This window comes from Aeromonas sp. 5HA1, from assembly GCF_029237245.1.
GTDB lineage: Bacteria > Pseudomonadota > Gammaproteobacteria > Enterobacterales > Aeromonadaceae > Aeromonas > Aeromonas salmonicida.
Genome location: NZ_JAACFW010000006.1, coordinates 69853 through 83350, shown reverse-complemented (window position 1 = coordinate 83350; position 13498 = coordinate 69853). Strand labels below are relative to the sequence as shown.

The 13498-nt window shown below is 55.6% G+C and carries 14 protein-coding genes; 8 read left to right on the top strand and 6 right to left on the bottom strand.

Annotated features, from left to right (window positions below):
• Positions 1 to 21: 21 nt before the first annotated feature.
• The 4 genes from GWQ27_RS07395 to GWQ27_RS07380 all read right to left on the bottom strand — a co-directional run bounded on the left by GWQ27_RS07395 (position 22) and on the right by GWQ27_RS07380 (position 3362).
• Entirely contained in the window at positions 22 to 822 is an 801-nt protein-coding gene (locus GWQ27_RS07395) for a hypothetical protein (RefSeq protein ID WP_212539497.1), read from the bottom strand.
• 13 nt (positions 823 to 835) lie between these two features.
• Positions 836 to 1504, bottom strand: a complete 669-nt coding sequence (locus tag GWQ27_RS07390; protein ID WP_275907029.1) for a TetR/AcrR family transcriptional regulator — start codon at positions 1502 to 1504, stop codon at positions 836 to 838.
• A 1-nt stretch (position 1505) separates the two neighbouring features.
• Positions 1506 to 2690 carry a patatin-like phospholipase family protein gene (locus GWQ27_RS07385; protein WP_021138890.1) on the bottom strand — a complete coding sequence of 395 codons (1185 nt, stop codon included), beginning with the start codon at positions 2688 to 2690 and terminating at the stop codon, positions 1506 to 1508.
• Positions 2691 to 2783: 93 nt separating this feature from the next.
• The gene (locus GWQ27_RS07380) at positions 2784 to 3362 is read right to left on the bottom strand and encodes a phasin family protein (protein ID WP_021138889.1); all 579 of its coding nucleotides are present in this window, start codon (positions 3360 to 3362) and stop codon (positions 2784 to 2786) included.
• A gap of 245 nt (positions 3363 to 3607) precedes the next feature.
• On the opposite strand from GWQ27_RS07380, the gene GWQ27_RS07375 reads away from it, so the two are divergent.
• Positions 3608 to 5578 carry an SDR family oxidoreductase gene (locus GWQ27_RS07375; protein ID WP_275907028.1) on the top strand — a complete coding sequence of 657 codons (1971 nt, stop codon included), beginning with the start codon at positions 3608 to 3610 and terminating at the stop codon, positions 5576 to 5578.
• 49 nt (positions 5579 to 5627) lie between these two features.
• On the opposite strand, the gene GWQ27_RS07370 is transcribed toward GWQ27_RS07375, so the two are convergent.
• Complete coding sequence (locus GWQ27_RS07370) at positions 5628 to 6524, bottom strand: alpha/beta fold hydrolase (RefSeq protein WP_275907027.1); 897 nt, start codon at positions 6522 to 6524, stop codon at positions 5628 to 5630.
• 171 nt (positions 6525 to 6695) lie between these two features.
• Here GWQ27_RS07370 and GWQ27_RS07365 point away from each other — a divergent pair, with 171 nt between their 5' ends.
• Both GWQ27_RS07365 and GWQ27_RS07360 read left to right on the top strand, forming a co-directional pair.
• On the top strand, positions 6696 to 7016 hold the full coding sequence (locus GWQ27_RS07365) for a YebG family protein (RefSeq protein ID WP_021138886.1): 321 nt from the start codon (positions 6696 to 6698) through the stop codon (positions 7014 to 7016).
• Between the two features lie 323 nt (positions 7017 to 7339).
• Entirely contained in the window at positions 7340 to 8617 is a 1278-nt protein-coding gene (locus tag GWQ27_RS07360) for a site-specific integrase (protein WP_275907026.1), read from the top strand.
• A 306-nt stretch (positions 8618 to 8923) separates the two neighbouring features.
• Here GWQ27_RS07360 and GWQ27_RS07355 read toward each other — a convergent pair whose 3' ends face one another.
• A complete protein-coding gene (locus GWQ27_RS07355) occupies positions 8924 to 9196 on the bottom strand; it encodes a hypothetical protein (RefSeq protein ID WP_005311542.1) in 273 nt (90 codons plus the stop codon).
• Positions 9197 to 9349: 153 nt separating this feature from the next.
• Between GWQ27_RS07355 and GWQ27_RS07350 the strand changes: the two genes are divergently transcribed.
• The 5 genes from GWQ27_RS07350 (at position 9350) to GWQ27_RS07330 (ending at position 13495) form a co-directional block, all read left to right on the top strand.
• Complete coding sequence (locus GWQ27_RS07350; protein ID WP_275907025.1) at positions 9350 to 9586, top strand: hypothetical protein; 237 nt, start codon at positions 9350 to 9352, stop codon at positions 9584 to 9586.
• Complete coding sequence (locus tag GWQ27_RS07345; protein WP_275907024.1) at positions 9573 to 11021, top strand: replication initiation factor domain-containing protein; 1449 nt, start codon at positions 9573 to 9575, stop codon at positions 11019 to 11021. The genes GWQ27_RS07350 and GWQ27_RS07345 overlap by 14 nt, the downstream gene beginning before the upstream one ends.
• Before the next feature lie 34 nt (positions 11022 to 11055).
• Positions 11056 to 11409, top strand: a complete 354-nt coding sequence (locus GWQ27_RS07340) for a hypothetical protein (RefSeq protein WP_275907023.1) — start codon at positions 11056 to 11058, stop codon at positions 11407 to 11409.
• Between the two features lie 303 nt (positions 11410 to 11712).
• Positions 11713 to 11937: a Flexible pilin gene (locus tag GWQ27_RS07335; RefSeq protein ID WP_275907022.1), complete on the top strand. Its 225-nt coding sequence runs from the start codon at positions 11713 to 11715 to the stop codon at positions 11935 to 11937.
• 202 nt (positions 11938 to 12139) lie between these two features.
• Positions 12140 to 13495 (top strand): hypothetical protein, encoded by a 1356-nt coding sequence (locus tag GWQ27_RS07330; protein WP_275907021.1) that lies wholly within the window; start codon positions 12140 to 12142, stop codon positions 13493 to 13495.
• Positions 13496 to 13498: the final 3 nt, after the last annotated feature.

Here is a 13498-nt window from a genome sequence, read left to right as displayed (position 1 = left end):
TTTCATGGCCACAAGGCGGCGTTATTCGTCCTCCAGCTCTTCACGGGCCGCTTCCACATCGAGCCGCTCCATGGCATCCATGGGCTCACACTCGGCAGCCTCGGCATAGAGCGCTTCGGCCGCCGCCATCTTGCTCTTGCCATGCATCATCACCATGGCATTGGCGTACTCCATGCGGGCGATGGCGGAGTGGGGCAGTATGGCCAACGCAGCCTTGAAGTGACGCTCAGCTTCGTCTTTTTTGGCACCATAGGTGATCCCGCCGATCATGGCGCCCAGCTTGTCGATGATCTCCGCATGCCAGGCACCGAAGGCGATGTGGGCCTCGGCATGCTCGGGGGCCAGTGTCAGTGCTTTTTCCAGGCTGGTTTTTATCTTGTCACCTATCCCTTGTGACAGGGCCTTGGAGACCGAGATCACCTGGCTATAGCGACCCAGCGCCAGGGCGTGGAAATACCAGCCATTGGCATTGTCGGGCTGACGCTTTTGCAGTTGCTCGGCGTTGCTGGCGGCCAGCTCGAATGCCGCCCGCTTGGCGTACTTGTCATCCAGCAGGTAGCTGGCGTGGATCACCAGCGCCTTGTTCACCACGTTGAGGCCAGCGTCCCCCGCCGCATTCCCCAATGCCACCGCCTGACCGAAGTCACCGGCATGGTAGGCACGCCAGGCCGCCTGCACCTGAGCGTCTTGAGGCCAGGGTTCTGCATCCCCCTGATGCAGGCGAGCCCAATGTTGCTTGAGGCCCGCCCCCGCGTAGTCATAGGCCGCGTCCGGCCAGGGGAACGGGGTGAACTCGGACAATTTTTGCTGTGAAATGGTCATGTTGTGCTCCCTGTTAAAAATCGGAATTGGGTGCCCTCGTCGCAAGGGACGGGCAGTAATGCATGGCGATGGCATCCAGATGGGCACGGGCATTGGGCCGAAGACGGGGGGCCACCAGCTGCATTACCTGAAACACCCCGAGGGCGATGTCGGCATCGGCCCGCGGGTGCAGTGCGCGCTGATAGGAGATCCAGAAGGTGCCCACCAGCGCGATATTGGCCGCCAGGGCAGCGATCTGGGCGTCGCTGCCCTGCAGCAAGCCACTGCCGGACAGACTGTGACAAATGGCGGCGGCTGTCTGTTCCTTGCGCCGCAGCAGAGCAGAGAAGCGCAGCTCCACCTTGTGATTGCCGCTCATCAGGGTGCTGATGTCGTAGTAGAAGAAGCGATATTTCCAGATGAGTTCGAACATCAGGTGCAAGAAGAACCAGATATCTTCTGTTTCATCCAGCGGGGGGGTGACGGTGTCGAGCAGATGAGCCATCTCCTGTTCGAATTCACCGAACAGGGCGTTGACTATCTCTTCCTTGTTGTGAAAGTGGTAATAGAGATTGCCCGGACTCATCTCCAGCTCGGCCGCGATGGCGGAGGTGGTGACGGTCGGCTCACCCAGCAGGTTGAACTGGGTGAGGGCGGTGGCCAGGATCCGCTCCCGCGTTCGCCGCTTTGGTTTGCTCTCCATGCTACTCCTTCGGTTGCCGGCGGCCCTTGCCGCCATAACGGTGGGTCAACCAATGTTGCAATTGGGTCAGGGAGGCATCCAGTGCCGCGACCGAGCCAGTCCCCGGAGTGAGCAGGGAGCGCTGCTGATCGGCCAGCGCCCCCAGATTGAGCTCAAGCCCATGCTTGGCGAGGATGGGGCCAAGTTCAGCCCGGCGCTGCCACAGATCACGACGGGTATGCTGGAAGGCGTGCTCGCACAGGTGGCGGCGATCCCGATAGCTGAACACATTGGCAAAAAACATTTCGCCATCAGCCTGGGAGGGCTCGAACAGCAAGGCGTCGGCATCCGGGTACTGATGCTTGTAGCGATCCATCCCCACGTGCATGCGCGAATGTATGATGGCGCGAAAGGTCTGGGCCAGCACCACAGGCAAACCACTGTCCACCAGATTGGCGGGGCGCTCGCTGGCGATCCCCGCATCGAACGGCACCAGCGGGTTGATGCAAAACACCAGATCGGCTCCCTCCTGCAGCGCCACCGAGGCATGCAGCGTCTTGATGAGGGCCCCGTCCACATAGTGACGGCCATTGATCAATGACGGTGGAAACAGGCCGGGCAGGGCAGCAGAGGCTTGTACCGCCGCCGAAATGGGCACATCGTCGAGCCCCGGGCTGCCAAATGCCACGGCGCGGCCTGTGTCGAGCTCGGTGGCGATGACGAACAGGCGGCTCTTGAGTTTGCGAAAGTCATTGCTGCGGCCACGGCGAGAGAAAAATTGGGTCAGGAAGCGATCCACCCCGCGGCTGTCAAACAAACCTGTCGGGATCGCTTTGGACATGCCTTGCAAGGAGCCGAGCAAGCTTTTGTTCCAGGGGGCGGAGAGGTAATCGGCCAGGCACTCCCACGCCAATGGCGGCAGTGAGGTCAGTCGGTCAAGGTATTCACCGAAAGCGGGGCGCAGCAGAGTCGAGGGGTCGAAAAACTCGCTGCTGTCATCGCTGAGCAGGATCCGCACCAGCTTGTCGGGGGAAATGCCATTGGCCAGCGCCGAGGCAACGACGGCTCCTGAACTGACCCCCACATAAATATCGGCCTGTTCGAAACGCAGCCCCTTGATACTGTCGGCTAGGGCGGCGCAGGCTCCGATCTCGTAAATCCCCCCCAGAGGACCCCCTCCAGCGAGGGCAATCGCAATCGTGCTCATGACACAGCCTCCCTTCTCAAGCAAAACCGGCCCAGCAAGAGGGCATGGGCCGGTCAATCACTATGCCAGGCCAAGCAGGTCTGGCCGGTCAGATCAGGAGAGGGTGGTCTCGCCCTTCTCCTTGACATCCTTGGCGACTTTTTCTACCTCGGACGCCAACGCCTTGACCTCTTCTTTCACCTTGGCGATGGGGGCTGCAGCCTTTTTCACCGGTGGCTTCCTGGCCGCCGGTTTCTTGGCGACAGTGGCGGCGGCAGGTTTGGCTTCGGCAGCCGGTGCAACCGTGTCATCCTGTGCATCGACCAGTTGCTGTACTACTTCGGTCAGCTCGGCCATTCGCTTGGAGAGCTTGTCGATATCCTTGCGGGTCGGGATACCGAGGCTTGCAACCGCGCGGGCCACGCGATCCTCGAACACTTGTTCCAGACGGCCCCAGGTACCAGTGGTCTTGTCAGTGATGGCCGCGATCTTTTCGTCGGCACTCTGACGGGTGCGGGTCTGCAATGCTTCGCCTTCCTGCACCAGGGCTTCGAAGATCTTGCCCCCTTCCTCTTGTGCCTTGGCATAGGCACCCAAGCCCGCCAGCCAGATCTGCTGGGTGGATTCTTTGATGGTCGAGGTGAGCTGGTTGTCGGTCACCGAGCTTGCCAGCGATTTCAATTTCTTGGCCATGATTGTTTCCTTACTGGAGAGTGGGATGAGGTAATGACAACAACCTTGGAACATTCGTTGTGGCATTACTGAGCTTTCATTCTCAGTCTATGGGGAAAAAATAGAGGGTTCTACCTAATAACGGAACAGGCAGTCGTGGTAATTTTGGTCTCGGTCACGAAGATGATGTTCGAATGCATATTTCCAATTGAAGCGTGATATATCTAACGACAACTAACAGCCCAATCAGTAAGGGAATAAATACCATGGACTATTTCATCACGGGGGGCAGCGGTTTTATCGGCCGCCGACTGATAAAAAAACTGCTGCAGCGCCCGAATAGCCGGGTGCATTTCTTGATGCGCGCAGCCCATCTTGAGCGGGTACCCGAATTGCTGGCTTACTGGGGAGTCGACGAGCAAAGAGCAATCCCGATCGTCGGAGACATGACCCATCCCCAACTCGGAGTGAGCGCAACCGAGCAGGAACCACTCGTCGGCAATATCGATCACTTCCTCCATCTCGCTGCCATCTATGACCTCAACGCCAAGGCGGGCATTCAGCAGCAGGTCAACACTGAGGGCACCCGTCAGGCGCTGCAACTGGCCGAACGACTCGGCGCTCGCTGCTTCCATCATTGCAGCTCCATCGCAGTGGCCGGTCTGTTCGACGGCCTGTTTCGTGAAGACATGTTCGATGAGGCAGAACACCTCGACATGCCCTATTTCCAGACCAAGCACGAGGCCGAGGGCATAGTGCGCAAGGAGAGCACCATCCCCTGGCGCATCTATCGGCCCGGTATAGTGGTAGGGGATGCCAACACAGGCGAGATGGACAAGGTGGACGGCCCCTATTACTTCTTCAAGACCATCCAGAAGCTGCGCCGCCTGCTGCCGCCCTGGATGCCCGCCATCGGTGTTGAGGGGGGGCGCATCAATCTGGTGCCGGTCAACTTCGTGGTGGATGCCATCGATCACATCGCCCATCTGGAGGGGGAAGACAACAAGGCGTTCCACCTGACCGACTCCCATCCGATGCGGGTTGGCGACATGCTGAGCACTTTCTCCCGTGCGGCCCACGCGCCCGAGCCCGCCATTCGCATCAATGCGGCCCTGTTCAGCTTTATCCCCCGCCATCTGATGACCATGCTGATGGCGCTGACGCCGGTGCGCCGCATTCGCGATGCAGCCATTGCCGATCTCGGTCTGCCCAAGGATATTTTCCGGCTCATCAACTATCCCACCCGCTTCGACAACCGCGAAGCCCAGCGGGTACTGAAAGGAACCGGCATTGAAGTGCCGCCGCTGCACAGCTACGCCTGGCGGTTGTGGGACTACTGGGAGCGTCACCTCGACCCCGAGCTGTTCATCGACCGCACTCTGCGCGGCCGCGTCGAGGGCAAGGTGGTGCTGATCACTGGCGCCACCTCCGGCATCGGCAAGGCCACCGCAAGAAAGTTGGCCGAGGCGGGCGCAACAGTGCTGACCATTGCCCGGGACGAGCACAAGATTGCACAGACCCAGGCCGAGTTTGCCGAGCAGGGCTTGACCCTGCAGGTCTATCAGGGGGATCTGGCGGATCTGGCGCAGGGGGAGGCGATCACCCGGCAGATAGTGGCCGAGCATGGCGGGGTGGACATCCTCATCAACAATGCCGGCCGCTCCATCCGTCGCGCCATCGAGGACTCCTTCGAGCGCTTCCACGATCTGGAGCGCACCATGCAGCTCAACTACTTCGGCACCCTCAAGGTGATCATGGGGGTGCTGCCCACCATGATCGAGAAGAAGAAGGGCCACATCATCAATATCTCCTCCATCGGGGTGTTGACCAATGCGCCGCGCTTCTCCGCCTACGTGGCGTCCAAGTCGGCGCTCGATGCCTGGGTGCGCACCGCGGCGTCCGAGTTTGCGGATAAAGGGGTCAACTTCTCCATCATCAACATGCCGCTGGTGAAAACCCCCATGGTGGCGCCGACCAAGGTGTATGAGCAGGTGCCCATGATGACGCCGGAAGAGGCCGCCGATCTGGTGTGCGACACCATCATCAACAAGCATGTACGGCTGGCTACCCGCCTCGGGGTATTCGGTCAGGTGATCCATGCCCTGGCTCCACGGGTGGCCCAGGTGATCATGAACACCAGCTTTCGCACCTTCTCGGATCCCAAAGAGGGCGGCGAGTCCAAAGCCTCCGCGGATCAGATGGCGGTCTCTACCCTTATCAAGGGCATTCACTTCTAACCTGCTTGCATCGATTAAGAGAGAGCACAAACACCAAGGGCCTGAACAATCAGGCCCTTTTCGTTTCTGGCTGGGAGCGGGCAAGCAAGGTCAGCAGCAGGGCCGTGGTACGGCGCGAGTAGATAAGGGAGAGGTGGCCAAGGGCTGCGAGCTCTATGTCCTCCATGCCCGCCATCAGCTGACGGGACTGGGGCAGCACAAAGTTGTCATGACTGGTGCGCACCGAAATCCCGGGCACACACAGCGGCACGGCGGCAAAGCGTTGCAGCCAACCGGAGCCTGGCTCCATCTCCCGCGCATTGTCACCCAGTGCAATGGTCGCCAGCTGGCTGCCCTGATGGGGCGTCGCCAGGGTAATAAGCTGCGCCACCTTGCCACCGCTGGCCAGGGCAAGATAGTCACGGCACACCAGGCCCCCCATGCTATGGCCAATCAACACCAGCTGAGAGGCACCCGTGGCAGCCAGCACTTCATCGATACGCCTGGCCAGCAGGGGTACCATGTCATCGAGATGACCGAAAGGAGGAGTAAGTGTAACGGTGGCGACCACGTGACCGGCCGCTTCCAGACGGGCTCTTTGTATCCGCCAGATCCCGCGACTGCAACCGTAACCGTGAACCAGCAGCAAGGGCAGGGGGGAGGGGGTAAGCCTGTCCGGCGTCATCAGCAGCCGCTCAAATGGTAGCAGCCAGGTGAAGGTAAACAGATAGGCGAGCATCTCCCAAACCACCATGCGTAAGCAGGTCCGCAGGCCGATGGCCGGTGCCGGATAGAAGCGGGAGAACCCCCAGGTCAGCAATACCACCAGGCAGCGCAGCCCCAATAGCGTCAATACCACAAACAGCAGGGAGAGCAGGGGAGAGAGGCCAATGACCAGATGCGCGATGCTCCCAAGGAGCATCACCTCAACCAGCAGCAGTATGAGCAGTTGTCTTGTGATCGTCATGAGCCCATCATCCAGCTTGCTTAAAGCGGATGTCAAATGACCCTTTCATCAATGTGATAATGGCCGCGTAATCGGCCACAGTCTCTCATCATCACCCGCTTTATCTGGATATTTGCAATACTGTATATCCGTACATATACTTGTGTTCACTATCATAAGGAGGATGCCATTATGGCTGTTGAAATCAAATATGTTGTCGTGCGTGGGGGAGTGGAAAAGATGACCTTTGCCAGCAAGAAAGAGGCGGATGCCTATGACAAGCTGCTGGATACCGCTGACGAGTTGATGACCTTGCTGGCAGGGGCACCTGTCAATCTTGAACCCGAACAGCAAGAGACCCTGGCCTTCTACCTGGCCGAACAGCGTGACGTACTGCAAAACGTACTGCGCGGTGGCAAGGCGCAGGGGAGTACCAAAGAGGATCCCCAGCCAATGGAAGAGAAGGCTGACGCTGACAAACCCAAGGGAAAATCCCTCAAGAGCGTGGCGTGAAGGCAAGGGGAGTGGGGCGCCAGGTTGAAACAGTGAAATAGTGAAATAGTGAAATAGTGAAACAGCAAGCTCAAACACCCAAAATCATTCACAATTTAAGAATTTACAGTCACTTTTACGGATGTTTACCCGAGAATTTTCGAACAAGGGTGCATATCCATTGAATAAAAATAGACAGTCGCCCAAACGGGTTACAAAAGCCGATGCGGCATCGCACACAGCTGGATTTTTTGTCACATCATGATGCCGATAACCCCATTTATCGGCATCAGCTTTTGAACAGAGCACACGGCTCCCATCCTATTGACCAAGCAAGCACCACCATGACCTCAATGTTACTTCCACCCGCCATGCCGCTGTTTGACGGCCTGGCTCACCTGGAGACGGGCAATCCCCAGGTCAATCAGTATCTGGCCAACCTCAGCCTGAACGACGTGCCCGATGCAGGCCTCGTCTACGAACTGGCGGTCGACTGGCTGCTGGAGCAACGCCATAACGAGAACAACTACAAAACGTACCGTAGCGAGCTGACGACATTTCTGCACTGGTGTTTCAGCGAGCTGGCCATCAGCCCGAAAGACCTGACCCGGCGCATCATGATGCGCTATCTCGACTATTGCCAGGCGCCACCAGACCAGCTGATTGCTTACCGCAATGTGGCGCAGTTCATCCTAGACAAAGAGTGGGGAGAACGGCTGCCCAATCCGTTGTGGCGGCCATTCCTCGGCAAACGGGAGCTGGGCCGCGAGCTGCCATACCGTCTGAGCGAACAGGCAATGAAGACCAAGCTCGCCATTCTGTCGGCCTTCTTCCAGTTTCTGATCCAGGAAGAGTACATGGACAGAAATCCGGCTCTGCTGCTGCAACGAGTCAAGCGACCGGTCCAGCAGGAACCAGATGATCAGGGCCAGGCCTTCACCGAGCTGCAGTGGTCCTATGTCATGCAAGCGGCCGAGCGACTGGCAACCGAACAGCCAGAACAGCATGAACGCAGCCGTTTTTTGATAAGCCTGATGTACGCCTGCTATCTGCGCATCTCGGAGGTGGCTGCCAGGCCGGGTTTTACGCCCGTCATGGGCCAGTTTCGCCGTGACGGTAAAACCGGCGTCTGGGGCTATTACATTCCACGCAGCAAGGGCGGCAAACGGCGTACTGTGGCGGTGTCTCAGGCCTTGCTGGACGCGCTCAAGCGCTATCGCACTTTCTTGGGGCTAGCGCCATTGCCGGCCCCCAATGAACAGACACCACTCTTTGTACGCCATAAAGCCGCCGCGCATGGCCGTGAACAGGGAGAGCTCAATGCCAATCTCGGTATCCGCCAACTGCGTGAACTGGTGATGACGGTGATCCAGACTGCCGCCAATCTGGCCGAACAGGATGGTTTTACCCAGGACGCCGCCGAGATGTGCAATCTGACGCCGCACTCCATTCGCCACACCGGCATTACCCATGATATCAATCTCAATGGTCGACCCTTATCCCATGTTCAAGCTGACGCGGGTCATGACAGCATAGACACCACCTCCAAATATCTGCACACCGGCAACAGTGAACGGCACGAAAGCGCCAACCATAAACCGCTTGATAGGTTGCATGAATGAACGTGTGTTGGTGTGTCGATGAAGAGTGAGAGATAACAAATCAATATGAGTGATACAGTGGCCAACCGAACACGTGCGCTGATAGGAGCAAGAGCGACCGTCACGAACCAGATGAGTGCCAACTCGGTAGCGTGTTTCATCTCATAAACAAAACCGCGCATAATGTGACTAGTGGTTATGTTGAACACTAGGCCCCCTGCCACAATCGAACAGGGCAGGGGGCTTCGAGGTAGGAGGGAGGTGGGACAGCTTGCTGGCATCATCCAGACGCCTGAGAATGTTTAATATAACTCGTGTTATGCGAGGTCAGGAGTTGCCCTTTTCCTTCGCCAATTTAAGCCATACGGCTTTAAGTTCTTGATTCTTCTCTGTCTGCGCTTCCGCTGTTGCGATGATCTCTAAAGGATCTCGCTTCAGCGCCACCGCCAACCTCAAGCATTTGTCCTTCCCTAGCACTTGTCCGTTTCTTACTTTCGTCATGGATTGTCTCGGCACTCCCAGGAATTTTGCGGCTGCATAGTCGCTGGGCAGATTTAGCTTTTCTTTAAGCTCATCAATGTAGCTGTCAAACCATTTCATATTTCAGTCACTTAGAGAGGGTTTGTTCGATTATCGGACATAGTAACTAGGTCAGCTACGTAACTTCATGATTGACAGTAACCTGATGCGGTTCTACAGTAACCGCGAATGGTTACTAACGGGTCTTGAGACTCGATCAATGGGGTGTCGGTTGTGGCTGATTTTTCCGCAGTAGCAAAGCCAGAAAGAAGCGTCTATTGGCAGTATGAGCCAACTGGCGATATTTCCGCCTGCGTTGCTGGTCAGGTTGAGTTCTTCCGCGACCTCCCCGAACTCGCTCGTTATCTCTCACACACCTACCCAGATTTCGATTTTGTGCCTGTTGAAGTCACCGAGGCCACTTGGCGCGGGTTCTATGACCAGGGAGTTTTTTTCGATGACTGGTCATAACCCGAAAACCAAGATCGATTTCCTGTCCTTCACCTTTACGCCGGAACCGCTTAAGCGCATCACCGAGCTGGCAAAGCAGGGCTGTTTGCTCAAGGCCATACCGCGCTTTGAGGTCAAGTCTTCCGCATTGTCTGCCGCCTTGCCGGCGCTTGCTGTTGGCAGCGCTGTTTATCGCCGTCCATCTGAGCCGCTGTCGGCACCAAAGAACCGCTATGAGGCTGCCGACCAGCATCTGAGGGAGCTGGCTTATCCTGAGCCGCTCTACTCCAAACCGGAGCCGGAAAGTTCGGCCATCATCACTTCATCCATGACCGAAGCCATGGAGATAGTGTTGGCATCCCAGTACAAGGCCCGTTCCGATATCCACCGAGAGCTAAAAGCGGTGTGCTCTACCTTGCTCGACTTTTCCGAGTTTGAGGTTAATCCGGACGGCAAATATTGGGATGCCTATAACGACTTGATCCACTCCTACGGGGTGCAGTTCCTCGATACCATTTGTTGCAATGAGCTGGAGCTATTCATTGATGAGCTTAATTACCAAGTGGGGGTTCCGATCCCTGCGCCTCGCTTTGCCCTCCGTCATCGTCGCGGGGGTCTTCACGGCTATAGCTACAGTGGGGACATTCTCATTGATGGCATTGCTTGCGGGCTTGTCGCTTGGGGAGCTGCCAACCATGGCTGCATGGTTTCTTTCACTGGGGCAGGATGCGATGGACTGGATTTTGGGGCTCTTCATCGTGTCATTGCTATGGTGCCTGGGCTCCGTATTACTCGAGTTGACCTCGCACTGGATGATTACTCAGGCTCGGTTATATCGTATCTCCGAGCGGTTGAAGCGGCGGAATTAGGCCATTTCCATCCCGCTCGCGGCACGGCTCCAAAGTGGATGGCTATCCAGGCAGGGGAGTTTATTCCCGAAGTTCACAATGCCATGCGTAAGCGGTTTGGCATGATTTCATCCTCTGGTTGCTCTTTTTATATTGGCTCACGCGCTAATGGCAAGTGTGCCCGTATATATGAGAAGGGTAGGCAGATGGAATCTGTCGAATATCCTTTCTGGGTGCGTGCCGAAGGCGAGTTACACAGCAAAGACCGGATCATTCCACTCGATGTGCTGATAAACCCAGACCCTTATTTTGCTGGCATGTATCCCCAGTTTTCAAAATGGCTTGCTGAAGTATCAAAAGACGAAATCGAGCCGGTACGCATCACCACTTTTAAGAACAAGTTCAAGACCTGCCGCGATAATGCGGTAACAAATATGTCCAGAATGGCCGGTCGTCTGGTCAACTATTTAAAGAACGTGGAAGGATTGACGGGCGATTCTATCGTGCGCCAGTTAATTGGGCAGTTAGGCCCTGATGATGTGCCGGTACGGCTTTTGATGCCGCTGCCACCTGAACTAGATGAATTACCGATTTTCGAGCCCAACTGAACGGGCATTAATAACCCAAGTGGAGAGTAGAGATATGTCCAAAATTTCTGGCGTAATGGTGCTGTGTGTCACTCACGGCGTTGGTGTTTCCCGCAAAGGGGCAACTCCCCAGCCTTATGATTTTTCCAGTCTGAAATTCCTGGTGCCAGCAACCAGCATTGACAGGGCTGAATGTAAAATCACTAACTGGGGTTTTGAAGCCAAGGAAATGCCGCTGAAAAATGATCCGACTGTCCTGGCTAAAATGGCTGACTGCCCTAAATTGCAGCCTGTTATTCTTCTGCTCGAAGCCGACCCGCGCAACCCTGCTCAAAATATCGTGTCAGGTTTTGAAATTGAAGGCGGGGCCAAATCGGACGAATTCGGCTCACTCCACAAAAAGCCTTAACAAATCCGGTGCCTGAGGAGGAGGAGCGAAGACGTGCAGCGAGCGACGACGAGGGCACCGAATAAATGATTTGTGTCGAATTAACCGCCGAGGGATACGTTAAACAGGCCCCGCCGGAAACATGCTCTTATGTGCTCTTAACTGTCCAGGAGCACACCAAATTAACGGATATATCGAGCTGGTTTGAATTCGATACATCCACGGTAACGATGGCCTTTGGCTTTGGATTAATCATCTGGGTCGCTGGCCTCAAATTGGGCGCTATTGCCCGTGTCATTGTTGGTGCTAAAAGAGGATAACGAAATGCATAAGATCAATGTTCTGTTCCGTAACGGCTGCATCGCCGCTGTTGCTTCCCTGTCTGCCGCTGGTGCCGCTCACGCTGCTGGTGAAGGCTCTGCCGCTGCTGCGGGGGCTGCTCTGGATACCGCGCTCGCTGACGTTAACAGCACCTCGCCCAAGGTTATGATGGTCGTGGCTACTGTGGTGGGTGTCGGTATCCTGATCAGCCTGATGCGCAAAGCCTAAGCCGTGTCCCTGCTTATCGGGACACTGTGGTTTCTGTTCTTTGTCGAGGGATGGCGAACATCCTTTTCAATCTAAGGCGGCTTCGGTCGCCTTTTTTCATATTGGGGGCCATGTGCGCATAGGTTGGCTGTTATTGTTTATTTCCTTCTCTTCCTATTCCTGGGATGGGTGCCCTGGTGGTGTCTCACTTGGTTATGTGACCATGGCGACACCTCTCCCTGTCTGTTTGAAATATGAGAATTCATCTAAGGGCGGTTGCATCGTTAAATGCCAAGATGTTTGTGTTGAGATGCCTTTAGCGAATACCAAGGGGCCGGTGTTTACCAATGGCGATGCGTGCTCGATTAGCAGCGGTAATCCCGAGGGCAGTGGGGATGGCAGTGGAGACGGTGACGGTGGCCCTGATGCGCCTGGCTCGGGTAATTCAGGCAGCACCGCTTTTCCTGGGTGGTATAACTTTGAGCCGGTTATCGGTGATTCCACTGGTACATCGGTATCAGGGACAGTCGCCAAGCTAAATAAGAACCTGGGAAAGGCCCTGGGAAATTTGGCTGGCAGTTCATCCACTATTTCCCGTCAAGTGAATGAAATACTTGGTGAGGCGCATCGTCAAACGAATGCCTCTGAGGGGGCGGTTGAGTTGCTTAAGGAGATCAGGGAATACAACAAACTAATTAACAGTCATACGGAGGGTGAGAATCTTTATTCTTCCAGGAATGAGGCCAGAATGGAGGAAGTGCTTATTCATCTCAGGAAAATGGCCGATTCAAAAGGTGATACGCCACCAGATGGGGGCATTGATGATGACGAGCTGGGGAAAAATTATTGGGATTATAAATTCAACCTTTTGTACGGCAAACTGGATGAAATGAACAAGGGCGGGTTAAACAGTATTCAAATGCTGTTAGGGCAGATGCAAGACCCTATTTTCGGGATTGAAGGTGCCTTGGGTGCCAATGGGATGGCCGGTAATATTAATGCTATGCGTGCCACCCTGGAGCAGATAAGCGGTAAAGTGGGTGGTTCCTCTGGTAATACCACTGGCGGTACGTCAGGCGGTTCTGATTTGTCATCCGGTTATCTGAAAGAGTTAATAGAAGTTACCGGTTATATGTCTGAGGATGTGCATTCCATAAAAAGTGCCCTGGAAGGTTCCGGTGGTAATGGCAATGGTGAAGGCCAGGGGGAGGGGAGTGGTATCGATTATAACCAGATGCCTGGATCCGGTGATAATCCCCTCGCTGTCCAGGGCGGTAAATATAATTCCGCTTGCCAGGGAAAAGACTGTTTCTTTGATATGCCTGCAATGCAAAAGAAACTCGATGATGCTAATAAGTCGCTGACTGACAAATACACGACTATTTCTAGCGATGTGCAGAAGGTCTTTACCTTTAGCCTGTCCGGTTCTGCTGACCCGATGGAGTGCCTTGATTTATTCAGTCACCAGGGAAAAACCTATTCGGTTTGTCCGCCAACGGGGGACTATTGGCAGACGCTCGCCGCGATAATGATGTTTGTGTTCTATTTCATTGCGCTGATGATCATATTTAAGAGGTGATAT